The organism is Paenibacillus amylolyticus (assembly GCF_050990605.1).
GTDB classification, from domain to species: Bacteria; Bacillota; Bacilli; order Paenibacillales; family Paenibacillaceae; genus Paenibacillus; species Paenibacillus amylolyticus_H.
The window spans coordinates 5380701-5405767 of sequence record NZ_CP158832.1; the positions used below are offsets into that span (position 1 = coordinate 5380701).

21 protein-coding genes and 1 riboswitch are annotated in these 25067 nt (G+C 45.7%); of the genes, 7 read left to right on the plus strand and 14 right to left on the minus strand.

The window, feature by feature from the left end; all coding sequences use genetic code 11:
• Positions 1 to 3: 3 nt before the first annotated feature.
• From ABTV53_RS23795 to ABTV53_RS23820, 6 genes are all read right to left on the minus strand, one after another.
• Entirely contained in the window at positions 4 to 876 is an 873-nt protein-coding gene (locus ABTV53_RS23795; RefSeq protein ID WP_074096446.1) for a CheR family methyltransferase, read from the minus strand.
• An 86-nt stretch (positions 877 to 962) separates the two neighbouring features.
• A complete protein-coding gene (locus ABTV53_RS23800; protein ID WP_433747167.1) occupies positions 963 to 4688 on the minus strand; it encodes a response regulator in 3726 nt (1241 codons plus the stop codon).
• Positions 4685 to 5854: a PP2C family protein-serine/threonine phosphatase gene (locus ABTV53_RS23805; RefSeq protein ID WP_433747169.1), complete on the minus strand. Its 1170-nt coding sequence runs from the start codon at positions 5852 to 5854 to the stop codon at positions 4685 to 4687. The genes ABTV53_RS23800 and ABTV53_RS23805 overlap by 4 nt, the downstream gene beginning before the upstream one ends.
• Before the next feature lie 349 nt (positions 5855 to 6203).
• The gene (locus ABTV53_RS23810) at positions 6204 to 6548 is read right to left on the minus strand and encodes a general stress protein (RefSeq protein WP_017692267.1); all 345 of its coding nucleotides are present in this window, start codon (positions 6546 to 6548) and stop codon (positions 6204 to 6206) included.
• A gap of 94 nt (positions 6549 to 6642) precedes the next feature.
• Positions 6643 to 7179 (minus strand): hypothetical protein, encoded by a 537-nt coding sequence (locus tag ABTV53_RS23815; RefSeq protein ID WP_433747172.1) that lies wholly within the window; start codon positions 7177 to 7179, stop codon positions 6643 to 6645.
• Between the two features lie 65 nt (positions 7180 to 7244).
• A complete protein-coding gene (locus tag ABTV53_RS23820) occupies positions 7245 to 7754 on the minus strand; it encodes a DUF948 domain-containing protein (RefSeq protein WP_433747174.1) in 510 nt (169 codons plus the stop codon).
• Positions 7755 to 7974: 220 nt separating this feature from the next.
• On the opposite strand from ABTV53_RS23820, the gene ABTV53_RS23825 reads away from it, so the two are divergent.
• Positions 7975 to 8139: a DUF1328 domain-containing protein gene (locus tag ABTV53_RS23825; protein ID WP_017692264.1), complete on the plus strand. Its 165-nt coding sequence runs from the start codon at positions 7975 to 7977 to the stop codon at positions 8137 to 8139.
• A gap of 372 nt (positions 8140 to 8511) precedes the next feature.
• The gene (locus ABTV53_RS23830; RefSeq protein ID WP_433747177.1) at positions 8512 to 9021 is read left to right on the plus strand and encodes a hypothetical protein; all 510 of its coding nucleotides are present in this window, start codon (positions 8512 to 8514) and stop codon (positions 9019 to 9021) included.
• Positions 9022 to 9130: 109 nt separating this feature from the next.
• On the opposite strand, the gene ABTV53_RS23835 is transcribed toward ABTV53_RS23830, so the two are convergent.
• Complete coding sequence (locus tag ABTV53_RS23835) at positions 9131 to 10000, minus strand: cation diffusion facilitator family transporter (protein ID WP_433747180.1); 870 nt, start codon at positions 9998 to 10000, stop codon at positions 9131 to 9133.
• Positions 10001 to 10290: 290 nt separating this feature from the next.
• Here ABTV53_RS23835 and ABTV53_RS23840 point away from each other — a divergent pair, with 290 nt between their 5' ends.
• Positions 10291 to 10479 carry a hypothetical protein gene (locus tag ABTV53_RS23840; RefSeq protein ID WP_017692261.1) on the plus strand — a complete coding sequence of 63 codons (189 nt, stop codon included), beginning with the start codon at positions 10291 to 10293 and terminating at the stop codon, positions 10477 to 10479.
• Between the two features lie 114 nt (positions 10480 to 10593).
• Here ABTV53_RS23840 and ABTV53_RS23845 read toward each other — a convergent pair whose 3' ends face one another.
• The 6 genes from ABTV53_RS23845 to ABTV53_RS23870 form a co-directional block, all read right to left on the minus strand.
• Positions 10594 to 12219: an ABC-F family ATP-binding cassette domain-containing protein gene (locus ABTV53_RS23845; RefSeq protein WP_433747183.1), complete on the minus strand. Its 1626-nt coding sequence runs from the start codon at positions 12217 to 12219 to the stop codon at positions 10594 to 10596.
• Between the two features lie 215 nt (positions 12220 to 12434).
• Positions 12435 to 13481, minus strand: a complete 1047-nt coding sequence (locus ABTV53_RS23850; protein ID WP_433747185.1) for an MBL fold metallo-hydrolase — start codon at positions 13479 to 13481, stop codon at positions 12435 to 12437.
• A 71-nt stretch (positions 13482 to 13552) separates the two neighbouring features.
• Entirely contained in the window at positions 13553 to 13750 is a 198-nt protein-coding gene (gene cydS, locus ABTV53_RS23855; protein WP_433747187.1) for a cytochrome bd oxidase small subunit CydS, read from the minus strand.
• 8 nt (positions 13751 to 13758) lie between these two features.
• The gene (locus tag ABTV53_RS23860; RefSeq protein WP_433747190.1) at positions 13759 to 14793 is read right to left on the minus strand and encodes a cytochrome d ubiquinol oxidase subunit II; all 1035 of its coding nucleotides are present in this window, start codon (positions 14791 to 14793) and stop codon (positions 13759 to 13761) included.
• Complete coding sequence (locus tag ABTV53_RS23865) at positions 14790 to 16136, minus strand: cytochrome ubiquinol oxidase subunit I (RefSeq protein WP_433747193.1); 1347 nt, start codon at positions 16134 to 16136, stop codon at positions 14790 to 14792. The genes ABTV53_RS23860 and ABTV53_RS23865 overlap by 4 nt, the downstream gene beginning before the upstream one ends.
• A 341-nt stretch (positions 16137 to 16477) precedes the next feature.
• Entirely contained in the window at positions 16478 to 19324 is a 2847-nt protein-coding gene (locus tag ABTV53_RS23870) for an ATP-binding protein (RefSeq protein ID WP_433747196.1), read from the minus strand.
• 344 nt (positions 19325 to 19668) lie between these two features.
• Between ABTV53_RS23870 and ABTV53_RS23875 the strand changes: the two genes are divergently transcribed.
• The gene (locus ABTV53_RS23875; protein WP_036668013.1) at positions 19669 to 20367 is read left to right on the plus strand and encodes a response regulator transcription factor; all 699 of its coding nucleotides are present in this window, start codon (positions 19669 to 19671) and stop codon (positions 20365 to 20367) included.
• A gap of 50 nt (positions 20368 to 20417) precedes the next feature.
• Here ABTV53_RS23875 and ABTV53_RS23880 read toward each other — a convergent pair whose 3' ends face one another.
• Complete coding sequence (locus ABTV53_RS23880) at positions 20418 to 20837, minus strand: hypothetical protein (protein ID WP_433747199.1); 420 nt, start codon at positions 20835 to 20837, stop codon at positions 20418 to 20420.
• A gap of 242 nt (positions 20838 to 21079) precedes the next feature.
• On the opposite strand from ABTV53_RS23880, the gene ABTV53_RS23885 reads away from it, so the two are divergent.
• The 3 genes from ABTV53_RS23885 (at position 21080) to ABTV53_RS23895 (ending at position 25026) form a co-directional block, all read left to right on the plus strand.
• On the plus strand, positions 21080 to 22222 hold the full coding sequence (locus ABTV53_RS23885) for a virulence factor (protein WP_433747201.1): 1143 nt from the start codon (positions 21080 to 21082) through the stop codon (positions 22220 to 22222).
• Positions 22223 to 22369: 147 nt separating this feature from the next.
• Positions 22370 to 22585: riboswitch (Lysine riboswitch) on the plus strand.
• A 118-nt stretch (positions 22586 to 22703) separates the two neighbouring features.
• Positions 22704 to 24188, plus strand: a complete 1485-nt coding sequence (locus tag ABTV53_RS23890) for an amino acid permease (RefSeq protein WP_433747204.1) — start codon at positions 22704 to 22706, stop codon at positions 24186 to 24188.
• A 196-nt stretch (positions 24189 to 24384) separates the two neighbouring features.
• A complete protein-coding gene (locus ABTV53_RS23895; protein WP_433747207.1) occupies positions 24385 to 25026 on the plus strand; it encodes a class D sortase in 642 nt (213 codons plus the stop codon).
• The last annotated feature ends 41 nt before the right edge of the window (positions 25027 to 25067 follow it).

The window sequence follows — 25067 nt, forward strand, 5'->3', positions numbered from 1 at the left end:
CCCCTATTTAATCTTCCGGTATATTTTTTCGGTCCGGTCTAACGGCTCATAGGTATCACTGAACTCTGTAAAATGTATCGATTCTTTCGACCCCAGAACCAGAATACCAAAGTGGCTCAAGCTCTCGTGAAACAGCCCATGCACATGGTTCCGCAGTTCATCATTAAAATAAATCATGACATTACGGCAAAAGATAACATTAAACTCGTTAAATGACCGGTCTGTTGCCAGGTTGTGCTCGGCGAAAATGATGTTCTTCCTTAGAAAAGGATGAAATATCACCGAATTGTATTTCGCTGTATAGTACTCGGAGAAGGCTCTGGTACCCCCTGCCTCCAAATAATTTGTAGTAAATAGTTTCATTTTTTCAATACCGTATACGCCTTCTTTGGCTTGTTGCAAAGAGCGATCATTCATATCCGTTGCGTAGATTCTTGCCTTGTCATACAGGCCTTCCTCATGCAACATGATCGCCATGGAATAAACTTCCTCTCCCGTAGAGCATCCCGCATGCCATATTCGGATATACGGGTAGGTTCTCAGGATAGGAATAATCTGTTCCCGAAACATTCGGAAAAGCGAAGGATCTCGAAACATTTCCGTTACAGGGATGGATAAGTTCTGTACAAAACGGTCAAACGCGGACCGGTCATGAAGAACACGCTCCTGCAAGCCGGATATGCTCTTAACACCTTCAGCATGTGCATGATGCCAGATTCTTCGTTTCAGGGATGGCAGTGCATAGTTTCTAAAATCATATCCATATAAACGGTGCATGCCTTCCAACAGCAACTCAATCTCGATCAGCTCGCGTTCTTCATCTTGCGGCATACGGACCAAATCTGCCCCCGTCTCGGTAGGTTCCCACGGTGTCATAAGTTCTCTCCACTTCTTCATTTGTTACTTGCGTATTCGTCGTATTGTCTTTCATTACCCAAACCATGAACATCCGAATAATGAACTTACGAATACAGCCATACGCGCATTAAGGATAACAATTGATCCGTCTGGATCGGTTTTTTCACATAATCAGACGCTCCGGCCTCAATACATTTGCCGCGATCCTCTTTCATCGCTTTGGCCGTAAGCGCAATAATCGGCAACTTTTCAAACTGCGGAATCTGTCTGATTCGTGTCATCGCTTCATAACCGTCCATTTCCGGCATCATCATATCCATCAGTACCAGATCAAATTCCGAATTTTTGTCCAAAATTTCCAAAGCCTCTCGGCCGTTCTCAGCAAACGTCACGTCCATACGATAGCCTTCAAGAACACTTGAAAGGGCAAATACGTTACGAATATCGTCATCAACAAGCAATATCTTCTTACCTTCAAACAACGTTTCCTTGTTGTGTAGTTTCTGTAAGATGCGACGCTTGTCTTCCGGTAAATTGGCTTCTACCCGATGCAGGAACAAGGTGGTTTCATCCAGCAAACGTTCTGGTGACTTCACATCCTTGATAATGATGGATTCCGCATATTTGCGCAGCTTCATTTCTTCCTTGGAATCCAGTTCTTTGCCTGTATAAATTATAATCGGCAGATCGTTCAGATATTCATCATCCCGAATCTGGTCGAGCAACTCAAAACCGGTCATATCCGTTAACATCAGATCCAGTACCATGCAGTCATAACGCTGGGTGTGTAATTCATTCAATGCCTCGCTACCTGTAGATACTGCCGTAATTGCCACATCATCATGACCAATCAATTCAATAATAGCTTTACGCTGAATTTCATCATCTTCGACAATCAACAGTCGTTTCAACTGATTCTCGGTATATGATTTGATATGTGAGAAAGCCTTATCCAGTGAATCCTTGCTGGAAGGTTTTTTCAGATACGCAATGGCGCCCATCATCAGACCTTGCTTCATATCATCAATGACTGAAATTACATGTACCGGGATGTGACGTGTTGCCGAACTGCTCTTCAGTTCACCCAGAATGGTCCAACCGTCCATAACAGGCAGTTGAATATCAAGGATGATGGCATCAGGCAGATATTGACGTGCCATCTCAAGTCCTTTATCCCCTTGAAGGGCAACAAGTGCTTTGAATCCTCTTCCTCGCGCCATATCCATCAAAATATGTGCAAAGTTCACGTCATCCTCAATGATGAGAAGGATTTTGTCACCTTCCATAAGATTCTCCCGATCATCTTCAATCTGGGTGAGATCTGGAGTATGGGTAGGAGAAAGATCTTTACCCACGCTCTGCTCCGGATCAGGAGAGAGGATGGACTGATGACTTGAAAGCATGGTCCGTTCTTCGCTGGAGTGTTCATAAAGATCCTCTGAGGATACGGCTGCTTCTCTTGAAGCCCCTTCCTCCGCCAGCGCTTCCTCTTCATGATTATCCGGCAGGTACAAGGTAAAGCAGCTGCCTTCACCCTCAGAAGATTCCACATGTATTGCACCACCTAGCAAACGCGCCAGTTCTCTGCTAATGGACAATCCAAGACCCGTTCCGCCGTATTTCCGACTTGTTGTCCCGTCCACTTGCTGGAATGCTTCAAAGATCAGATCCGTCTTGTCTGATGGAATACCAATGCCCGTGTCTTTTACACTAAATCCGAGATATTCCTGATTGGTGTTCATATAACCCGGCAGTTCTTCCGGTTTCATCCTTCTTCCAATCAGACTGACCGAACCACGATTGGTAAATTTGAACGCATTCGACAACAAGTTCCGCAAGATCTGTTTGACACGATGACTGTCGGTGTATACCCATTTGGGTAAATCGCTGTCGAACTCGATGTTCAAGCTCAATTCTTTTTTATTCGCCATCGCACCAAAGTTCTGCTGAACAAAGTTGGTCAGCTCTTCCATTCGAACCGTCTCATAATTGATGTCCATCTTGCCTGCGTCCACTTTGGACAGGTCCAGAATCTCATCAATCATCTTCAGCAGATCCGCACCCGACATATAGATGGTTTGCGCATATTCCTGCTGTTTGTCAGTCAGATTCCCACCCTTGTTCTCCGACAATAACTGAGACAAAATGAGCAGACTGTTCAATGGTGTACGAAGTTCATGTGACATATTCGCCAAAAATTCGGACTTGTACTTGCTGGTCATCGACAGCTGTGTAGCTTGCTGTTCCAACTGTGTCTTCGTTTTCTCAATTTCGTCATTCTTCTCTTCGACTTCACGCACCTGTTCTTCAAGCGCCCGCGTCTTGGCAATGAGCTCCGTATTGAAATGCTCCAGTTCTTCCTGCTGACGCTGCAGCAATTCCTCGGAACGTTTAAGCGCCTCTGTCTGCTCCTCCAGATTCTCATTGGAACGACGAAGTTCTTCTTGCTGTGTCTGTAATTCTTCCGATTGAACCTGCAGCTCCTCAGTCAGTGCCTGGGATTCACGCAGCAGCTCCTCCACACGCAAACGACGTCGAACGTTGTTCAAAATTACGCCAAGGTTCATAATCAGTTGTGTGAATAACTGCTTGTGCAGTTCATTGAAACCTTCAAAGGAAGCCACTTCAACTACACCAATCAGTTCATCTTCAAACACGACAGGATAGATCATGATACCCGCAGCACGTGTTGAGCCTGAAGCTGAACCAATATGCACGTAATCTTCAGGCGTATTTTCCAGAATAATCGGTGTCATATCCAGCGCGGCTTGACCAATCAGACCTTCACCGATGCGATACATTTCCTTACCAACATCTTCGTTCTCTTCAAATGCGTATGCACCGTAGCGTCTCAGTTCGTCGGGATGTTTCTCCTCATCGACCAGATAGACAACACCCAACTGAGCACCAAGCACAGGTGTGAACTCACTGATAAACATCTGTGAAATTTGGCGAATGGATCCAATTCCACGAAGCAACTCCGGAACTCTTGCAATATTCGAACTCATCCAATTCTGATCCTGTTGGGCCTGTACATAAACCCTCTCGATCTCCAGTTTTTCTTCCAGATCACTGGATACATCTTTGAACACACTGGCAATCTGACCAATCTCATCCGTTGATTTGACCTGAATACGTCTGATTGTACGGTAACGTCCTTTACCAAAACTGGTTATCATCATGGATACAGTGTTTAGCCCCCGTGTAATACTCGGCAGCACCCACATAATGACACCTAATGCAAGCAATAATCCGGCAATCATGATACTTATCGTAATCTGGACCGCTCTGGTGTAAGCGCTGTTCGCATCCTTAATCTCAGCATCTATCTCTTGATCCTGATATCGTGAAAGAGCATTTAAGCTATCTACGGCTTCTTTTTGCACCGCGAGTCCTGTAGAATTTCTGTAGTTATTCGCATCTTCTACCCTGCCTTGGGACATCAGGCTAATCTGTCTCGTTGCATAGGAGGTATAAGCGATCCACGCAGTATTCACACGATCTACCAGTTGATGTTCAGGTGCACTGTCTGCTCGGTCTCTTACTTCAACGAGGTTGCGATCGCCTCGATCCTTCATCTCCTTCAGGTCAGCGTCTGCTGCTGCAGTCGAATTATTGGGATTCAACAGCAAGTTAGCCAGCACTTTGGCAATGTCGTTGACCTCTCCGCGAGCAGCTGAGGTGAACCTTACTTTGAGATAACGTTCCTGATACATCTGATCTATCTGTTGATTACTGCTGTTCAGCCGTTCATAACTCACAAATGTGAGCACAATCAAAATAGCCATCAGAGCGGTAAAACCAATCAGCAGTTTATTCCTGATCTTCATTCATCCCCCGCCCCTTTATCTAAAGTAATCCAGACCAGACATTTATCATCATCCCGCTCCTGGGGAATTTCGTCGTCAAAAAACATGGCCTGCATAGCAGCTTCATCCCACTGATGTGAGCCGGTCAATTTTTCGATCAGGAATTCATGTTGCTCCTCCTGCCCGCCCTGAACAGCTTCCAATAATCCATCCGTATAAAGTGCTATATGCCCATCACCCTCGTAATGAATCGTTTGTGGTTCAATATCCATTTTGTCAAATAAACCAACAGGACAGCAGACGCTGTCAAATGTGGTGACACTGCCGTCGTTTCGGAAAAATAAAGCAGGTGGATGCCCTGCGTTAACATAATCAATACGCTTCATTCGTGTATCAACGACCAGATAAATGGCCGTAAAATAATACTGTACCAATTGTTTCTCCAGATGGAGCTGGTTAAAACGACGGTTCAACTCCTGAATGACCTTCTCTGGATCCACATATGTGGTCACTGTATCTTTCAAGACAGAAGCGATAAACATGGTAAACAGGGATGAAGATATCCCGTGTCCCATCATGTCGAGCAGCAGCACTCCGTAACGACCTTCTCCAAGGGGGTACCAAGAATATAGATCACCCGCTAGCTCAAAGGATGGTTTATAGATGGCGTGCACTTGGAACAACGGGTCCCTAATTGCCGGACTTAATACGGCATTTTGGACCATCGCTGCCAACTTGAGCTCATCCTGAATACGTTGATCCCGCTCTTTATGCCAATCCTTCTCTTGTTTCAAACGAAGTGCAAGTCGAATTCTGGCCATCAGTTCGACTTTGTTAATCGGTTTAGTCACATAGTCTGATGCACCTGCATCCAAAGCTTCGGCAAGTTTCTTGGAGTCCCCGATCGCAGTCACCATAATAATCGGTATATCCTTCAGATTTTCAAATTTCTGCACAATACTGCAGGCTTCGATGCCGTCCATCTCGGGCATCATCATATCTAGCAAAATCAGGTCAATATCCGACGGTCTTGGACGAAGTTCGTTGCTTTCCTCCCCAATTCCCAACACTTCAAACATTTCCATGGCGGAACTCGCCGTTACAATGTCACGATAGTTTTCTTTTTTCAGAATTTCTCGAATGATAATGACATTCGTCGGATTGTCGTCAACAATAAGTATTCTCATTGATATCTCCTTATCTGTGGCGTCCGGGTTTGTCGATTCTTATTAAATTTAAACGAACGTTGATTATACAAATTTTGCATACAAAACGGCAGTAGACATAATAATTCCTAGTATAACTATAATCGTAAAAACAAAAAAACTCTATCAGTAAATGGCACCATCGCAGGGGAAATAGCCCGCTTGTTACCCTGTTTTTGCAGCGTCCTGATCCCGCTTCCAAACTTGCAAAAACATAGATAAGGAATGGGGCTTTCCCCATTCCTTATCTATGTTTTTGATTAAGCATTTTACATAAGTGATTCAGAAGCTTGTCCGTGTTCAGCAAACTTCAACTTGAACATATATCTGGTTAATCTTTCTTTTTAGCAATAACGAGTACTTTACCCTTGTCGAGTTCACTCTCGTAGAAGTCCGCTTCGGCTTCGGTAAAGCCCATCGAAACAATTTTGGCCCGGAGTTCATCACCACGTGAGCGAAACAGATTCGCCAAGGAATCAAATACGCCTTCTTCCTTTATGCCAATTTCTTTGGCATCTGCTGTATCGGCAATTCGATCTGTACGATCCTTCTCATGGGCGAGAACAAAGATTTGATCAGCAAGGTATCCGGTAATCTGCAATTCTTTCACCGCTTCTACCGCCTGGACTCCGTTTTCTACCACTTTTGCATAAGCTTGCTCATTGGTTGAATTCATCGTTTCCACTCTCCTCTGATTTAATCTTCTGTATCGAGCTACTTAATATATAACCATACTATATGGGGTTGAAACGATTCGGTAATAACCAATCCTAGGAAACTGTGTCATCAAAAAGATCAATGCCTTCAATCTGCTGAGAGCCTGACTTCATATATACCTTCAGCGCCTGGTCTCCACGGAGAAACACTTCTCCGTCCTCTGCCACATAATAAGGTTTCCCGAGAGCATGATGGATCGTTTCAATATTCATCTCAATTTTCTTTCCGTTTAATATGATGTGATTCTCAGATGCATCGATATGCACATATTGAATGACATCCGTATCTTCACACAAACCAACCTTCACATCATGAAAGTGATATTCAGGACACCCCAGATAAGGATCTTCCTGCTTATGCCCCGGCTGGCCCTTCTTGGCCAACAAATCATCCATGGTGTCATCCAGAGAAATGCCATTCAGAGTCCGAAAATGCTGGAAAGTCTCGGATCGATCAACAGCCAGAGTTACCTCTGACGCCTTCTCTTCCATTGCCGTCCATTGCATATCGTGAGCAGCGGGTACCGCTGCCGGTTGAACGGAAAAGGGAGAAATTACGCTAAACATCACAAGCAGTAGTTTCATCATCATTCTCACCCTTTCATCAGGTTCATTACCGCTCTGAAGGCTTCTTCATGGGTTACAAAGCGGTCATGTTACTTGCGCATCCGTTGCCATACATTCGCTGCGACATCAATATACTTCATCCAGTTTTTCCCGCCCTTAGCTTCACCATTATATGTAGCTTCATAGGATTGCAAGGTACGATCCGTTGATGTAGCAGGGGGGGCAGTTACTTGAACCGATTTAGCATGTTTGGTCTGTTCAGCGTTGTTACGTTTGGTCTGGAATTTCGCCATCAGCGTTGTGGAGACTTGTTTGGCTGCTGCCGTCACTTCATTCAACACTTCTCCCAGATTCTCAACAGATTCCATAACAGGATCAATTTTTTTCATTTTGTGCTGTACATCCACCGTAATATCATTCGCATGTCTTACCGTCTGCTTCACTTCATAACTAAGTTCATCAATGGTTTTCTGTACCTCCTGCAATGTCTGTGAGACATTGTCCAAAGAACCCTGGGCGGATTTCAAGGTACGAATTAAAAAGAATACCAGTACTGCAAATGCCACTGCAATCAGGGCCACGCTAATTTGATAGATCATAGAAGAACCTCTCTTTCCATATGTGCATCAGTTTGTTATTGCTATAGTTACCCGGTGATTTCCCGGACGAAACAATATTATATATCCCTTCATATATGCCTTCGCTTGGAAAAAAAACCAATGTTTCAAGCGGTTAGCACTCGGTTAAAGTTAGACTACACAAGGCGGTGAGGTGAACTCAACTCACTCCAAAATCAAGTAAACGAAAGGATGAAACCTTATGTTGAAATGGTCTGTATTATTTCTAATCATTGCACTGGTTGCAGGTATTTTTGGATTCTTCGGTATAGTTGAAGCAGCTGCTTCAATCGCGAAAGTACTATTCTTCATCTTTGTAGTACTGTTCGTAATCTCCCTGATTACGGGACGCAGCCGAATGCGATAACCTCAGGCTCTGAAATGACTGAGTGTTTACTAACGAATACATACAAAAGCCGATCGTGCTACCAAGCCGATTGGCTTTTGTGCGTTCAGGCATAGGTCAACTTTTCTATATTATGTATTGCACTCCCTTCCGCTTTATTCCAAGCTGCTCTCCCATGAATTTCAAAAAATTAGGACCTTTTTGAGATAGCCAACCCGGTTTTATCCCACCGAAGTATGATATTTACAGGCTTGCTATATACCCACATATGCGCCAGTTGACACTGGAGAATGCAAGAAAATATTGTTATAATTTGTGATTCATAAGGTAGCTCGCTTGGTTACTTTTAACACAGGACAACAAATTACATAACAAACCGAGGAGGAAAAACAAATGAAAAAAATCGTAAGTTTTGCCGCTGCTTTAACGTTGATGGGTTCGATGGCTGCCGCTGCAGGTGCTGAGGAAGCGGTTACTGGAACCGTGACTACGGAAAAAGGAACAGAAGCTACAACAACGACAACAACTCCGGCTGTTGAAGTGAACAAACCTGCTGTAGACACAGTAGAAGGTACTGCTGAGACAGTAACCGGTACAACAACAGACACTACAGGTGCAGAAGGTACTTCGACAACAACTGAAACTCCAGCTACAACTACAGATGAAAAAATGTTTGAAGAGCCACTTGTAAAACCAGGCGATGAAGTACTGGTACCCACAATGTTGCTAAACCTCCTGGAGCGCACTTGGTTCTATGATGCACCTAACGGTAAACCAATCGGTGCATTGAGCTCCCAAGTCATCGATACAACAGGTGAAGTGGTTGACGGATTCGACGGTGGCGAGTGGGTGCAAGTGTACACTTGGAAAGGCAAAGCGTGGATCCACGTTGCCATTCAGTAACATCGTATAATCGTTCTAACGATAAGTAAAGAGGACAGCGCGTACAATCGCGGCTGTCCTCTTTTGATTTACCAAGATGTTCACTCCCTGTTCAAGGGTTCCTTGTGACTTATTTTGTCTTCGGTTCCACATGTACATGTACATGCATGATGTTATGCGATCGCTTCAACCGCTCTTCAACACGGTCACAGATCTGATGGCCTTCAATCAAGCTTAGGCCTCCGTCCACTTCAATAACTACATCCACAAGTACATGACTGCCATGCACACGTGCCTTCACATCCTTGATCATCTCAACACCGGGAACGCGTGCTACTGAGGATCTGAGATCCGTCAGTTCCTTCTGGTCAAATCCATCGGTAAGACGATGCGTAGAATCCCGAAAAATCTCCCAAGCTGTTTTGCAGATCAACAGACCTACAGCAATGGCAGCTACTTTATCCAGCCATGGAAGTCCGAACTGCGCACCTATAATTCCAACTGCAGCGCCTATGCTGACCCAGGCATCCGAACGATTATCTTTCGCCGCAGCCATCAGAGCCTGACTATTAATTTGTTTAGCTAGACGGTGATTGTAACGATATACGCCTAACATCACCACAGCACAGACTACAGCCACCGCTGCCGCCCACAGATTTGGAGCAACAAAGGCTCCTTCATACCAGGAGCGAACGGCTTCAACCAATACTTGTAGCCCAACCATAGCCATAATAAATGAAGCCACCAAGGCAGCAACAGTCTCCGCTCTGAAATGACCATAGGCATGATCCGAATCAGGCGGTTTCTGGGAGATCCGAAGCCCGATCAATACAGCTACGGATGCCACAATATCCGTAAGGTTATTAAAGCCATCGGCCAGCAAGGCGCTGGACGCAAATAAATATCCACAGATCAGCTTAAAGGCGGACAAAACGAGATAGGCTGCGATACTAACCCAAGCCCCTCGCTCCCCTTTTCGAATTTCTTCATAAGCGTTCAAACCGGGCGACACTCCTTTAACGTTTCGTATTACGGTTTTTCCATGTTACCAAATGCGGAGCGTGTGGGTCTACAGAAACAGTGTTGCCAGGCTGCATTGCTGTAGGCAAGCCGAAACAAAGTTGCCAGACGGCAGGGCTGTAGTTAATGAGAAAAAATGTTGGCCTGGGTAAAACCAAAGGTTTTGAGCATTTTATCAGGTTGCCCTTGTGGGGCTTTTATAAAACGTATAAAATAGGTACATCCCGTCCAATCTGGACGGCTCACTGTAAGACCGGGAGGGAAATAACGATGAGCGAAAATAACGAACCGAAAAAGGTCAGTTTGCAGGATGCTATACGCCAAAAGCTGGCGCAAAAGAAAGAACAAGCAAATTCCGGTAACCAATCCAGCGCCTATTTTGAAGGCGGACCTAAAGCGATGAAGAGTCAAAACAACAAGAAACCTAACAACCAACGTCGCCGTACTGGTGGATCTTAGGTCTTAAAGCCCCAGAGAAACCCATTGAATGACAAAAAGAACCGCAAGCCCTCTTCACAGAGGCTGGCGGTTCTTTGCTGTTTCTATAATAATACTCCGTAGATGATGCTTCGTTTAAGCTTCTACCGGATACATTTTATTGCGCAGTTCTTTGATTTCATCACTTTCCAGATATTCGTCATAGCTCATTTGGCGATCAATGATGCCATTCGGCGTAATTTCGATAATCCGGTTAGCAATCGTTTGAATGAACTGATGGTCATGAGATGTGAACAGCATTGTGCCGTCAAAATCAATCATACCATTGTTCAGCGCTGTGATGGATTCGAGATCCAAGTGGTTCGTAGGCTCATCCAGAATCAATGCGTTAGCACCCGTCTGCATCATTTTCGCCAGCATACAGCGAACTTTCTCGCCCCCGGAGAGTACACTTGCCTTTTTCAAGGATTCCTCACCTGAGAACAACATACGTCCCAAGAATCCACGCAGATACGTTTCATCCTGATCTTTGGAATATTGACGGAGCCAATCCACGAGCGTCATGTCTACACCGTCAAAGTATTTGGAGTTGTCTTTCGGGAAATAAGCTTGAGTTGTTGTTACACCCCAAGTGTATTCGCCACTATCCAATTCCGTTTCACCCATAAGAATATCAAACAACAGTGACTTGGCGTTCCCGTTCGGGCCAACAAATGCGATTTTATCCCCTTTGTTCACGACAAAGCTGATATCATTCAGCATTTTCACACCATCAATGGATTTGCTGATGCGATCTACGGTCAACAATTGTTTACCGGCTTCACGCTCAGGTTTGAAGTTGATAAACGGATATTTACGGTTCGATGGACGAAGGTCATCCAGCGTGATTTTGTCGAGTTGTTTCTTCCGGGAAGTCGCCTGTTTTGATTTCGAGGCATTCGCAGAGAAACGTTGAATAAAGGCTTGCAGCTCTTTAATCTTCTCTTCTTTTTTCTTGTTGGCATCACGCTGCAACGCAAGTGCCAATTGGCTGGATTCATACCAGAAGTCATAGTTACCTACGTACAACTGGATTTTACCAAAGTCGATATCCGCAATGTGCGTACATACTTTGTTCAGGAAGTGACGGTCATGGGATACCACAATAACAGTACCTTCATAGTCCATCAAGAAGTTCTCAAGCCATTGAATGGATTCGAGATCCAAGTGGTTGGTAGGCTCATCGAGCAACAGGTTGTTTGGACGACCAAACAATGCTTGTGCAAGCAAGACACGAACTTTTTCGTTACCACTTAGTTCATTCATTTTCTTATCGTGCATGTCACGGTCGATACCCAGACCGATCAGGAGTGCCGCTGCATCCGGCTCAGCATCCCAGCCATTGAGCTCCGCAAATTCACCTTCAAGCTCACCTGCACGCAGGCCGTCTTCTTCGGTGAAGTCCGCTTTGGCATACAGCGTATCTTTTTCTTTCATAATGGCATAGAGACGACTATGACCCATAATTACCGTTTCGAGAACCGGATACTCATCATATTCAAAGTGGTTTTGCTTCAAAACGGCCATACGTTCGCCCGGGGTGATGTGCACCTCTCCCGAGTTGGCTTCAATCTCACCGGACAAAATTTTCAAAAATGTTGATTTTCCGGCTCCGTTCGCCCCAATCAAGCCGTAACAGTTGCCTGGCGTGAATTTGATATTTACATCTTCAAAAAGTGCACGTTTTCCGTAGCGGAGCGTGATGCCGCTTGTACTGATCATTAAGCATACCATCCTTTATTGGTTAATCTGCATACTGCATGAATAGCAAGTTGCGTAAATCATGGATTCAATATCCCGATGCCTATTCTGGCACCATATTATAACACAAAAAAGCGGCAAATTCGAAAATTGGCCGCTTTTTACTTATTAAAGATTTGGTAAATGTACTGTTCATGCAGGCATATCCCTACATTAACATATTTGGCTCGAATTTGTTAGTCCTGTTTACCTTTTTCATGCCGGATGCGAAGCGTTTCGCCATGACCAAGCACCCGAATCCGCTCTTTACCAATGCCCAGCCGTTCACGTTCGACTTCCAGCCGATCCAGTGCTTCCTTGGGCGTATCATCCGCCAGCTTGAATGTACCGTAATGCATGGGCACCATGAGCTGTGAACCGGATTCAATGAACCCCTGCAGCGCTTCTTCGGGTGTCACATGCTGAGAAGTCATGAACCATTCCGGATCGTAGGCACCGATGGGCATCAGGGTAACACCAATGTCAAAGCGCTCTCCAATCGTTTTGAAGCCCTGGAAGTAACCTGTATCACCCACAAAATACAACACAGGCGGGCCGCCTGTTGTTTTGGTTGTTTCGTTCTTTCCTGATTCCGTGGATGATTCATCCTGATTGCTTGTTGTTGCAGCACTTTCCGCTGCTGAAGTCGTTGCCGGATGGATTGATTCCAATACATAACCGCCCCAATGGGACGTATTGGTGTCAAACAACGTTCGGCGCGTCCAGTGCTGTGCAGGGACAAAAGTTATTTTGACTCCGCCAAGTGTAATATGATCCCACCATTTCATCTCCTGGCATCGATGGAATCCTTTGCGAATCATCTTGCGCTTCAGACCATCGGGTACGATCAGCAACGTCTTGGCGGTAATCAGCTTACGCAAGGAAGCCAGATGCAGATGATCATAGTGGGAATGGGATATCAGAATCACATCCAAAGGTGGAATATCCTGAATCGGAATGCCGGGGGCACCGAGCCTTCGTTGAAATCCCATTTTTTCGGCCCACACCGGATCAGTCACGATGTTCAATCCATAGTATTGAATGAAAAACGTGGAGTGACCAATCCAGGTAATACTCGTATCCTCCCGATTGGCATGCAGATAATCCAGTTCAGGCGGGTGCTTGGGCACGGTGTAGGAGTAGTCCTTCACTTTGCTCCGTCGCTGCTCCCTCCATTGCTTAAATTCCTTCAGCGTTTTGTCCGTACTTACATTATCGATATTGTTATAACGGATTTTCGGCATGAAAGGGCCCTCCTCCCTTCCTCATTTCTTAACAAGAGATTACCCCAAACGGGAATAGACGTACCAGCCAATCAATCCTTTGGGTTCTTACATACGGCCAGATATACAAACAGAAAGACAACAGCAGCCGCAATGATCAGTGGAGGGGCGTACATAATGGTGAATGTCTCAAAGAAGCTCAATCCGGTTATACCGGGTATCCCCGTGACTCCCTCAGTAGATAGTGGATGCAGCAAGGGATTCATGAGTAAGAACATGTTCAGCAGCATGGACAGACTCATCCTTTCTTTTTACCGGAATTACCGCGTACATAATTGGCATCGAACAGGAACAGCTTCATAATCAGCACAAGCGACGGAATAAGCACGAGTAGCCCCAGACTGAACGCTGTAATGAGCGCAATCCCCATCGTACGATTCGTAAAGCTGTCGTAAATATTGATGTAAGGATACAGAATGTACGGAAGATGGGATCGCCCGTAACCATACCAGGCAAAAGCAAACTGAAGCATGACAGCAACAAAGCACCAACCTAGATATTTACTTTTCCACACCAGCGACACCGCAATGACAAAACAAATAAACGAAGCGATGAACATCCACGAAATATTCACCATCTGCTCAAAGTGTGCGGGATTCTGTTTGTTAATCTGTAGAAAAGCCAGAAAACTCGCAAAAATGGTAGGCAAGCTCCAGAGCAGCGCGTACTCTCGAAGCACCTCATATGCCGGCTCATCCCCCGCCCGCTTCGCATAATAGGATAGAAACATCGCCGAGATGTACAGCACACTGACTATTGCAAGCAACACAACCGACCAGGTATAGGGATTCGTCAAAAATTCACGCCAGCGAAAAAACACCTGATCGCCCACCTGCTCAATGATCCCGCCTTCGGATATTGCCAAAATGGTAGAAAATACAGCCGGAATCAGCAATCCCGTCGCTCCGTACAATGCCATATAGATCCGGCTGTTCTGCCCATGATTGCCATAGGTATTGTAGGCGTAATACACGCCTCGGATCGCAAGTAGTACAATGGCCAACGAACCCGGAACCAGCAAGGCTGTCCCGTAATAAAAGGCACTGTCCGGATAAAATCCGACCAGTCCGACCACAAAAAAGATCAGGAACACATTCGTCACTTCCCACACGGGAGACAGGTAGCGCTGAATGATGTTATGAATTTTGTTCTCGTGCCCGGTCAAGATGCTGTAAAAGCTGAAGAACCCGGCGCCGAAATCAATCGAAGCAACGATCAGGTAACCGAATAAAAACGTCCACAATATTGCGATGCCTGCAATTTCGAAACTCAATGCACGATCCCTCCTTCAAGCCCCAGCGTCTCCAGTTCCTTCTCTGCTTCCTTGTTGCGGAACAGCTTGCTGAGTACGCGAATGCACGAGAAACAAAGGATCAGATACAGCAAGATGAACAACACCAGCATCCATCCTACCGAAGTTGACGTCGTAGCTGCTTCCGACACCTTCATATACCCGCGTAAGATCCAAGGCTGCCTGCCAACTTCAGCGAACATCCACCCCAACTCGATGGCAATCATGGCCAGAGGCCCCAACAAGACAATGCCAAGTAGCAGCCATTTGGGATATGGCTTACGCCCTGGCAACCATCGACGCAGCACATATAACACAGGAATCATCAGGATGATTACTCCGGTTGTGACTTTCAGGTCGAACATATAGTGAATAGACAGTGGTGGCCTCAGATCCGCAGGATACTCTTCGAGACCTTTCACTTCCGTATCGGGACGATTACCTGCCAAAATACTAAGAGCATAGGGAATCTCAATGGCGTATTTCACTTCATTGTTCTCATCCAGAATACCGCCATATAGGAGTGGTGCCTCTTTCATCGTCTTGAAATGCCATTCTGCAGCAGCCAGCTTCTCAGGCTGATACTTCGCCAGGAATTTACCCGAGGAATCGCCAATCATGACGGTGCTGATGGCAAATACGAGCGCAGATACCGTCGTGAGTTTCAGTGCTTTTTTGTAATACACATGATCCCGTCCCCGAAGCAAACTGAAGGCGGCTATGCCCGCCAGGACACCGGCACTCAAGGTGTACGATGAGGCGAGTACATGTGACACCTTGGTAGGTGTCGCCGGATTTAGCATCGCAGCAATCGGATGAATGTCCTTCATGATGCCATTAATCAGGGTAAACCCCTGAGGCTGGTTCATGAAGGAGTTCACCGTTGTAATGAAAATCGCAGATGCAGACGAGCCGAGAGCTACCGGAATCAACAGCAGCATATGTGTATATTTCTTTTTGAAACGATCCCACGTATAGAGGTAAATTCCAAGAAAGATCGCCTCTATAAAAAAGGCAAACGTCTCCATGAACAGCGGCAGGGCGATTGCCTGCCCCGCTACCCGCATAAACATCGGCCACAGCAAACTGAGCTGTAATCCGATCGAGGTGCCTGTAACGACGCCAACGGCAACGGTAATGACAAAACCTCGTGCCCACCGGCGTGCCAGCAAGGTGTAATGCATATCATTGGTTCGGAGTCCTCGCCACTCGGCCAAGGCAATCATAAGGGGAACGCCTACACCAATAGATGCAAAAATAATGTGTACAAACAAGGTAAGACCGGTTAGTATCCGGCTGAGCAAAACAGGGTCCAGGGATGACATGGTTACACTCCTCTTTCACATAATCGTTATGTACAACAGCAGTTCCTCTGCTTGAACGTGTATCTCAATAACTCATGATTCGGATGATGCTCTTCACAACGGCATACAACACAACCACAGCTGCAACCAGACAGACGATGATGAGTGTTTTCTCTTGTTTACGGAACATATACCTGCCGTCCTCCTTTTGCATGGGATGCAAATTATGGCTCTATAGACAGTTTGCAAAAGAAGTTGTTTTTTTATCCGGGAAAATTGAAAAACAAAAAAGCCTTTCCCCTTATCACGCTCACGCGCTGAAGGGCAAAGGCTCTATCCGTAGGTCTCATCCATCATTACATTTAAACCAATACGTCCTGCTTGGGCAGTCGAACCTTGAACGTACTTCCTTTGTCCGGTGCAGATATAAAAGTCAGCGTACCCTTGTGATCCTCTACAATTTTACGGGAGATGTACAACCCGATCCCTGTTCCACCGATCTGCCGATGATCCGAATTATCGACCCGATAAAATTTGTTGAACAGCATGTCCTTCTCTTGCTCCGCAATCCCTATTCCGTAGTCACGCACATCAAGACATAACCATTCCTCTTCTTCCCACAACGTAACATCAATACGATCAGCTCCCGGCGAATACTTGACTGCATTGCCCACCAGATTATGCAGAACCTGAACCATCCTGTTCTGGTCAGCATAAGCAAAAAAGTCTCCATTAAACGTATGCACGTAGATCCGTTGGGCAGATTTCATATTCCACTGTTCGGCAACCCCTTCTACCAACTCAACCAGCGGTACATACGTCATGTGGTAAGTCATACCTTCGTTGTCGAGGCGCTGAATATCGAGTACATCATCGAGGAGACTGCTCAGCCGCTTGCCCTCCGAAGAGATGGTCTGCATGAATTCCCGCTGCTGAGCTGCCGGAAGGTCATACATCATCATTAATTCCACATATCCCATAATGGTAGCTACAGGTGTTCGAAGCTCATGAGATACCACACTGATCAGCTCATTTTTCATCCGATCCAGCCGTTCTTCTCCTGTCCGGTCACGGAACACCAGCAGAAACCCATGGTTTTTACCGGGGACATCCATCTGCTTCATGTACAAGGAAAATACACTTTTATCCACATTATTAAATATAAATTCGGTCTCGATAAACGCCGTTTCTCCATTCAGGAATGCTCTCGTCTGTTCCATCAGATTAAAGTTGTCCGTTAATACCATCGTATCAATTGCCTGCGCCAAATCTTCAATGGATCTGCCCATAAAATCACCCAAACCAAACATCTCTTCTATCCTTCGGTTGACGATGGTTATGGTCCCAGATCGATCAGACATCACGAGCCCTTCCCGCACGGATTCAATAAATTGCTCACTGATATCTCGCTGTTCCTGAATGGCAATCTTCTCATTGAACAACTCCGAGTTCAGCTTCTCCAGCGCAAGGGCATGACGCACACGATCTTCTTCTGCTCTGGTCCGCTCCGTAATATCCTTAATAAACAGGTTATATAATGTCTCATTCTTGCCCAACTGGATCTCAACAATTTTGTACTCGATCGGAAAGACGGAACCATCCCGTCGAATACCTGAAATTTCTTCAACGATGGTGTATCTTTTACCTTCCACATATTCATATCGCTCCAGCAAATTCTTGATCTCCTTGCAGCTGGCCCCTTGAAAAAGAGATGGCGCTTCCTTGTGCAGGATCACTTCTTCCCGACGCAATCCAAACATTCTTTCGGCCTCCGGATTAAACTCAACGATCAGCCCATTGGAGTCCACAGCGATAATCGCATCTATCGACGATTCAATAATGGCACGTTTGACTTCTTCACTATTCTTGAGTTCCTTGGTCCGCTCTATGACCCTGTCCTCCAGCGTTAACTTATCGTGACGAATCTGTTCAAATTGTTCCAGCAGTACATCAGCCATTTTACGCAAATTACCAATAAGAATCTGTACTTCAGTTACATGGCTCGTTGGCCACTCCATCTTCCCATTTCGAAACAGCAACCTCGGAAGAGAACCTGTCATTCGGGTGAGTCTTAACAGTGGACTAACAACCTTACTGCTCAGAGGAGCCGCTACAATCATGGAAGCCACGATGATGATGAACAGGGATTGCAGCGTGGTCAGATAAATCGATTCGATTCGGGGGTAATACTTGGACGAGTCGGTCACAATGAATACCCGATAAGGTGTTAACCTTGTCATTTCTGCTTCATAGATAAAAGAGGCTTGTTTCCAGTGATTCAATACATCGCTGTAATGGATATTTGCGGAACTTAACAGAAAGAGGTTATCCCTTGATTTCAGAAGACGAAAACTGTTCATGTCCAGGTAATCGCCCTCCTGAAGTGTATTCAATCCAGAAGCAACGACTGTATCATTCCGATCCAGCAGAATCACATTCACACCCAGTAGATGATGATAACGCGCCATATTCTGATCCATATTCTCGGAGGTTACATACTCTTCATCAATGTCCTGAACAACCGCAGTCGCTGCATATTTCATATCACGTAATATGGCATCACTCATTTGACTTAATTGTCTACGGCTATCTGCGGATAACAGTACGAGAGAAACAAATACCACAAAGGCGACTACGTATTTAAACGCAATTCGTGTTAGTGGAATGGTTCCCGTCCGCTTGGATTTGTGTTCACCCGTGGTGATCCAGAAATCAACTACAATTCCCGCGATCAGCGCATTCACCATCCCAATCACGGCAATATACATATACTCATACTTCAAATCGTCTATATTTAAACCCAACATAAAATGCCCGGCATAGATAACAGGAAGTAACATCACTACCCAAAAGACAGCATTAGCCTTGATTAAGCTGCCATTCTTCCAACGGATCTGCCAAACGAGCATCCAGATTAATTCCATGAAGTGGGCAAACATTACAGTTAATTTGTGCGGCATGAAACCGACAAAGACGGTATTCAGCAGATGGATGACTGTAAGGGTAACAATTCCATAGATGGCCCCATGCAAACGAAGAGCAACGAGTGCTGCCGCGCTACCAATCATAAACTGTACACCATAGAATAAAGTAAACGGAAAAATAGTGCTTAGTGAGCCCAGAATGATCAGAATGCTGGTCCCAATCCAAGGTATTCTCAGCTTCAACACGACCCAATCCAGCATTTGTCTTGCCTTTATACGATCCATAAGCAGTTGCCCTCATGGATCATTGTTTCTTCTGTTTTCAACAACAACGTTGGTTCCCCCTATAAACTTAAGCGGATACAATCTTACTTTTTTCCCCTTAACTCGTTCTGATCCATTATACTGTAATTAGTACGTGGTGTAGCTTTGGGAAATTCTGATTGTTCGGCAACCAAACCACATTCATGCTAGAATATTGAAGTTCATTCAAAAAGCTTATTCTTTCTCTACATATACATCCTATATTTTGGGATAGAAACATTAAAAAATTTGCGGCATTTATTCACAATTCATCTTGTTTTTTTAGCATTTTCTTAACATATTATTTTCATCAGGAGTGTGACCCTATGACTATCAAAGTACTTCTTATCGAAGATGAGAAAAATCTGGCCGACATGATTGCTTTCTTTCTTGAGGAGGAAGGATACATCACTGAACGGGTTCATCATGCCCGCGAGGCACTTCAACTGTTTCCACAATTCCAGCCGGATATTGTTGTAACGGATCTCATGCTTCCTGAAATGGATGGAAATGATCTCGTAGAAGCCTTTCGCCAGCACTCCACTGTGCCCATTCTGATGATCTCGGCAAGCACCATGCTGAATGATCGACTTCGCGCATTGCATAATGGTGCGGATGACTTTCTGTGCAAACCATTTAGTTTGAAAGAGTTGGATGCCCGGATTAAAGCACTGCTGCGAAGATCAATCATTTCCTATAAGGATAAACCGGTAAAAGAAGACAAGCAGGCAGAGGTTACTGGGCATGTAAATGTGAATGAGTACAGAAGAACCTTATTTGTGGATGGCGTTGAAATCGAGGTCACTCATATTGAGTTTGAGATTATGAAGGAATTGTACCGCAATCCGGGCAAAGTGTTCACCCGCAATGAACTGATGGATCGGATCAAAGGCTCCGAACGCGCCTATCTGGATCGTACCATTGATGTTCATATCTCAAGTCTGCGTAAAAAAATTGAGCCTGACCCCAAGAACCCACGTTATATTAAGACGGTTTGGGGAACAGGCTACAAATATGTGATATAAAACGATCGTAACGCTTGAAAGTTTTAAACACCTTTGGTCATATCCCTCTTTTATCTCATGGATAAGATGGGGGGTATGGCTATTTCTGATTTATGGACAGACGAATGATGCAACCAATTTTCCATGTCTTTGATTAGTTGATTCGGGTCTTGCTCGTTCCAGAGAATCATCTTCATCTCACCCGTACCTGTAATCTGTTGCAGATGACGCTTCCGAATAAGGGATTTGAAATCCGTAATGACCAGTAACGGAAGTTGTGGCATAAAAGCACGAATGGCATTTGCTGCTGACACCGCTTCTTCGGCAACCTGATAATCAACAATACAATAATGGGAGTTTTCCCAACTTCCCCGATGTGTTTCTATCGCAGAACCGGATGTTGAGTCCTCAATCCAGTTCCTGAACAATTGAATAATATTCTCATATTCAATACGACGTTTTCCATCCGAGAGCACGGTAATGGGTTCCATAGGTATAACCTCCAGTTGATTCTTATCTTTATTGTGCCAATTTTCGTTTAAAAATGTTTGTGCGTGAACATGAAAGAAGTGTTAACAAATTTCGTACTTCTTCACACTAAGTGTCAGACACGCCTAGGTCGCTTTTGGATGATTTCGCAGATTCCACACATTGATGTAAAATAGAGAAATACCCGTGTGATTTAATTTACGGGAAGTTAAAGATGAATCTGGTATTATAGGAGGTTACATTGATGAATATTGTTTCCATTGAACCAACACCGAGTCCAAATACGATGATGCTACATCTCGATGAACGTCTGGAGGACGGAATTCGCAAAACATATACACTGGACAACGAACGATCTGCTCCGGCGTTCATTCGCCAGATGCTTCACATTCCCGGTGTAAAGAGTGTGTTCCACACAACAGACTTTGTGGCACTTGATCGTAAAGGGAATGCCGACTGGTCCGTTATCTTGGGCGAAGTCCAAAATCGCCTCGGACAGCAAGGCATTGATCTGGACTGGATTGAATCCGAAGATGGTTCAGGCGAGCACTTCGGAGAAGCACAGGTATTTGTACAATTCTTCCGTGGCGTACCGATGCAAATCAGGGTCAAGGCCGGAGTCAAGGAAGAACGGATCTCGTTGTCAGATCGTTTTGTCACAGCCGTGACAGAAGTCGCCAGCGCGACCATGATCAAAGAACGCAAACTGAGTGATTATGGCGTTCGATATGGTGAATTACCGGACATCGCACGGGAAGTCGAACAGGAACTGGAAGCCGCTTACCCGCCGGAACGATTGGAGCAGGTCATCAAACAGGCCATTGAACATGGTACCAAATCCGAAGAGTTCGTCGAGCGCCGTCGCGAATTGGATGGAGCTGAGCTTGAAGAGGCTTTGCGGAACGAGGACTGGAATGTTCGCTATGCGGCATTTGACGGCATGGAGCCTACAGCAGAAAGACTGCCTCTCGTAGCCCATGCCCTGCATGACAACAAAATGCAGATACGTCGCTTGGCTGTGGTATACCTGGGTGACATCCGTACACCGGAAGCGATGGAACTGCTGTATGAAGCGCTTCAGGACAGTTCTCCCGCGGTACGACGTACTGCCGGTGACACCTTGTCGGATATCGGTGACCCTGCCGCAACCCCAGCGATGACAGCAACATTATCCGATAAAAGTAAACTTGTACGCTGGCGTGCAGCACGTTTTCTCTTTGAGGTCGGAACCGAAGAAGCAGAGCAAGCGTTGCGAGTTGCAGCCGATGATCCTGAATTTGAAGTCAGCCTGCAGGCCAAGATGGCTCTGGAACGGATCGAATCGGGCGAACAGGCTGCTGGAACGGTATGGCAGCAGATGGCTGGCCGTAACAAAAAAGAGGAATAGTCATCTCTCACACCTCACATCCAACAATTGTTATTGCACTGGAAAACCATGCGCGTTATACTGATTGTCTGTTTACTAAACAGGACACACGGTGTTAAGTTGTGTTGTTCATAATTTCATAGACAATAGATACACCTCATCCATTGATGGTGAGGTAGAGGTCGCGGGTGCGATCAGTACGCTGATGGAGGCGCTAAGGAGCCGCTTATGAGATCAGCCGAAAGGTGTACCCGCCGAAGCTTACTGGACGTTCCTTATACGGTCCGGTGGGCTGGGGCTGCTGTCGAAAGGCGCAGAACTGTCACGGAAGTACATTTCCTTGATATAAAGGTATGAATTCTTCTGTGTTGAGCTATCTTAATCATCTGGGACATGGTGCGGACATTGAAATATTAAAGACCGCAGGCTGATGCCTGTGGTCTTTTTTGTTTATGAATCCAGTATCGCAAACAATCAGTATATCGAATGAAGGAGTGTTTTCATGCAAGACCGCAATTACCATACAACAACAACCGAACCGTCCCTGAAAAAAGGATTACGCGCACGCCATATGACGATGATCGCCCTCGGTGGTTCCATTGGTACCGGGCTATTCCTCGCCAGTGGTACTGCCATCTCAACCGCAGGCCCTGGCGGAGCATTAATTGCCTATGCGGCCGTTGGCATCATGGTCTATTTCCTGATGACCAGTCTTGGTGAGCTTGCGACCTTTATGCCGGACTCTGGTTCATTTAATACGTATGCCGCACGTTTTGTCGACCCCGCCCTTGGATTCGCCATGGGCTGGAACTTCTGGTACAACTGGGCAGTAACCATTGCAGCAGAGCTTGCTGCCGCTACAGTACTCATTAAATACTGGTTCCCAGACAGTTCATCCATGTTATGGAGCTTGTTATTCCTCGTGCTGATCTTTTCCTTGAACATACTGTCCGTCAAAGGCTACGGAGAGTCCGAATACTGGTTTGCCATTATCAAAGTTGCTACCGTGATCATCTTCCTGGCCGTTGGTGTGCTCATGATCTTTGGTATTATGGGCGGAGAAGCTGTTGGTTTCAGCAACTTCACCATCGGTGATGCACCCATCCATGGCGGATTCTTCGCCGTGTTAGGCGTATTCATGGCTGCGGGATTCTCATTCCAAGGTACCGAGCTTATCGGGGTAGCCGCCGGTGAAAGTGAAAACCCGCGGGAAAATGTACCTCGTGCAATTCGTCAGGTATTCTGGCGCATTCTGATTTTCTACATTTTGGCGATTACCGTGATCAGTCTGATCATCCCTTATACTCATCCGAATCTGCTCAAGGGTGACTTGAATAATATCGGTGTCAGCCCGTTTACGCTGGTCTTTGAGAAAGCCGGGCTCGCCATTGCGGCTTCTGTCATGAATGCCGTTATTCTAACCTCTGTGCTCTCTGCCGGTAACTCAGGCATGTATGCTTCAAGCCGGGTTCTCTATGCCCTTGCCCGAGATGGTAAAGCTCCTCGTTTCCTGGGCAAGCTGAATAAAAAAGGCATTCCAATGAATGCACTTTTGCTCACGACGGCTGTTGGTATGCTGGCATTCCTTGCCTCCCTGTTCGGGGATGGTATTGTGTATACCTGGTTGCTGAATGCATCCGGTATGTGCGGCTTTATCACTTGGCTTGGAATCGCCATAAGTCATTATCGATTCCGTCGTGCATACGTTGCACAAGGCAGAGATCTGAGCGATCTGCCTTATCGCGCACGTTGGTTCCCGTTTGGGCCAATCTTCGCCTTTGTTCTGTGCATTATTGTAATTATTGGACAGAACTATCAGGCATTCACGGGTGATCAGATCGACTGGAGTGGAGCCATCGTTGCCTACCTGAGCGTACCACTGTTCCTGGTGTTGTGGCTCGGTTACAAATGGATCAAAAAGACCAAAGTGGTGCCGCTGCAGGAATGTGATTTCACACCTACTGATGCACCAGCTGATACGATTTAACTTCATATTAAAAAAACCTCCCCTTGGCGTTGCAGTTTTCCTACTGTAGCGATACGGGGAGGTTTTGTTTTCGTTCGACTCTCCCCCCTGATCAATTCCTGTATGTACTTCTGTTCCTGTCCATATTTTGTATAGGTCCGTAAGTAAAATAGAGAAAGGTATATTATTTTTCTTGGACAACGGGAGTTGATGTATAATGAAAAAATTCTCTATTCTGCTCGTTCTACTGGGCATCCTGATCATCAGTTTTTCTTTCCTGCGGGGAACGTATTATGACTGGCAGCAAACCCGTGTCATGAACGATCTGGAGCAATTGCAAAACGGCTTATCCAAGCTTAATCATTCCTTCGAACAGGGCATGCAGGGTGCAACTTCCGCCGGGCCGACTACTGACAATACAGCTACAGTGCAAGAGGTCTCTTCGGATACGTTAGGAATACTATCGATTGACAAGATTGATGTCCGCTTACCTATCCTGGAGGGTGCAACGGAGGCCAATATGAAGGTAGCTGCAACCCATCTTGTTGAAACCACTAGGATCGGTAACAAAGGCAATGCTGCCATAGCCGCTCATCGCGCCCACAAAAAAGGACGACTGTTCAATCGTCTGGGAGAACTCCAGATTGACGATTCAATGGAAGTCACCCTGGCAGATCGAACGATTATCCAATATAAGGTAGATCAGATATCCGTTGTGGAGCCAAATGACTTATCTGTGCTGGAGGATCCCGGGCTTGGACAGGTCCTTACCTTGATTACCTGTGATCCACTCGTCAATCCAACACATCGCCTAATTGTAAGAGCTATTGAAGTGAATCCAGAGGTTGCCGGATTTTGATCTCCCTCAGGCTCAGCAGAAATAAAATAAAACACCCTCTA

Excerpts from the sequence above, each read along its gene's own strand:
- ABTV53_RS23795 (WP_074096446.1), bottom strand. The coding sequence starts at position 876 with ATGACACCGTGGGAACCTACCGAGACGGGGGCAGATTTGGTCCGTATG.
- ABTV53_RS23800 (WP_433747167.1), bottom strand. The coding sequence starts at position 4,688 with ATGAAGATCAGGAATAAACTGCTGATTGGTTTTACCGCTCTGATGGCT.
- ABTV53_RS23805 (WP_433747169.1), bottom strand. The coding sequence starts at position 5,854 with ATGAGAATACTTATTGTTGACGACAATCCGACGAATGTCATTATCATT.
- ABTV53_RS23810 (WP_017692267.1), bottom strand. The coding sequence starts at position 6,548 with ATGAATTCAACCAATGAGCAAGCTTATGCAAAAGTGGTAGAAAACGGA.
- ABTV53_RS23815 (WP_433747172.1), bottom strand. The coding sequence starts at position 7,179 with ATGATGATGAAACTACTGCTTGTGATGTTTAGCGTAATTTCTCCCTTT.
- ABTV53_RS23820 (WP_433747174.1), bottom strand. The coding sequence starts at position 7,754 with ATGATCTATCAAATTAGCGTGGCCCTGATTGCAGTGGCATTTGCAGTA.
- ABTV53_RS23825 (WP_017692264.1), top strand. The coding sequence starts at position 7,975 with ATGTTGAAATGGTCTGTATTATTTCTAATCATTGCACTGGTTGCAGGT.
- ABTV53_RS23830 (WP_433747177.1), top strand. The coding sequence starts at position 8,512 with ATGAAAAAAATCGTAAGTTTTGCCGCTGCTTTAACGTTGATGGGTTCG.
- ABTV53_RS23840 (WP_017692261.1), top strand. The coding sequence starts at position 10,291 with ATGAGCGAAAATAACGAACCGAAAAAGGTCAGTTTGCAGGATGCTATA.
- ABTV53_RS23845 (WP_433747183.1), bottom strand. The coding sequence starts at position 12,219 with ATGATCAGTACAAGCGGCATCACGCTCCGCTACGGAAAACGTGCACTT.
- ABTV53_RS23850 (WP_433747185.1), bottom strand. The coding sequence starts at position 13,481 with ATGCCGAAAATCCGTTATAACAATATCGATAATGTAAGTACGGACAAA.
- cydS (WP_433747187.1), bottom strand. The coding sequence starts at position 13,750 with ATGCTGCTGAACATGTTCTTACTCATGAATCCCTTGCTGCATCCACTA.
- ABTV53_RS23865 (WP_433747193.1), bottom strand. The coding sequence starts at position 16,136 with ATGTCATCCCTGGACCCTGTTTTGCTCAGCCGGATACTAACCGGTCTT.
- ABTV53_RS23870 (WP_433747196.1), bottom strand. The coding sequence starts at position 19,324 with ATGGATCGTATAAAGGCAAGACAAATGCTGGATTGGGTCGTGTTGAAG.
- ABTV53_RS23875 (WP_036668013.1), top strand. The coding sequence starts at position 19,669 with ATGACTATCAAAGTACTTCTTATCGAAGATGAGAAAAATCTGGCCGAC.
- ABTV53_RS23880 (WP_433747199.1), bottom strand. The coding sequence starts at position 20,837 with ATGGAACCCATTACCGTGCTCTCGGATGGAAAACGTCGTATTGAATAT.
- ABTV53_RS23885 (WP_433747201.1), top strand. The coding sequence starts at position 21,080 with ATGAATATTGTTTCCATTGAACCAACACCGAGTCCAAATACGATGATG.
- ABTV53_RS23890 (WP_433747204.1), top strand. The coding sequence starts at position 22,704 with ATGCAAGACCGCAATTACCATACAACAACAACCGAACCGTCCCTGAAA.
- ABTV53_RS23895 (WP_433747207.1), top strand. The coding sequence starts at position 24,385 with ATGAAAAAATTCTCTATTCTGCTCGTTCTACTGGGCATCCTGATCATC.